The 441-nt window shown below is 37.2% G+C and carries 1 protein-coding gene; it reads left to right on the top strand.

The window, feature by feature from the left end:
* The coding region (locus tag ACINWC743_RS09030) for a type VI immunity family protein (protein WP_009585197.1) at positions 1–441 on the top strand (441 nt) is incomplete at both ends.

Below are 441 nucleotides of genomic sequence, written 5' to 3'. Positions count from 1 at the left end.
TTGGTGGAGGGCTTTTTGCCAAAGGTGGTCCAGAAGATTATGTGGGTGCAATACCTGCGATTCGTGCAGTTTTATATTTTAAAGAGGGCTTTAGTGATGACATGCGAGAAGCGATTGCCCAATGCTTTGATGATTATCAAACTTATGCCAAAGACCATTTAACATGGCTGTGGTTGGATGAACCACCCAAAGGAGCAGGTTCTGATAGCACAGAATTTAAAAATGTAAAACCCATACGTGAGATTTTTAAATTTTATAGTCCAATGAAATCACTGGGTTTCTTATATACCAGTGGTAAAGAGAAATTCGCAACTGGACCATGGGAGTTTCGTTTTAGTGGTAAGAGTAAATGGCAAATCATAAATGGTACTTATCAAAGTACCTTAACATTTTCTATGCCTATAGAATGGGTAGAAGAAAATACGAAAATTTTTATTGAGT

The organism is Acinetobacter sp. WC-743 (genome assembly GCF_000335555.1).
Taxonomy (GTDB): Bacteria; Pseudomonadota; Gammaproteobacteria; order Pseudomonadales; family Moraxellaceae; genus Acinetobacter; species Acinetobacter bereziniae.
The sequence above is the reverse complement of the archived record's forward strand: the minus strand, read 5'-3'. Positions and strand labels throughout refer to the sequence as shown.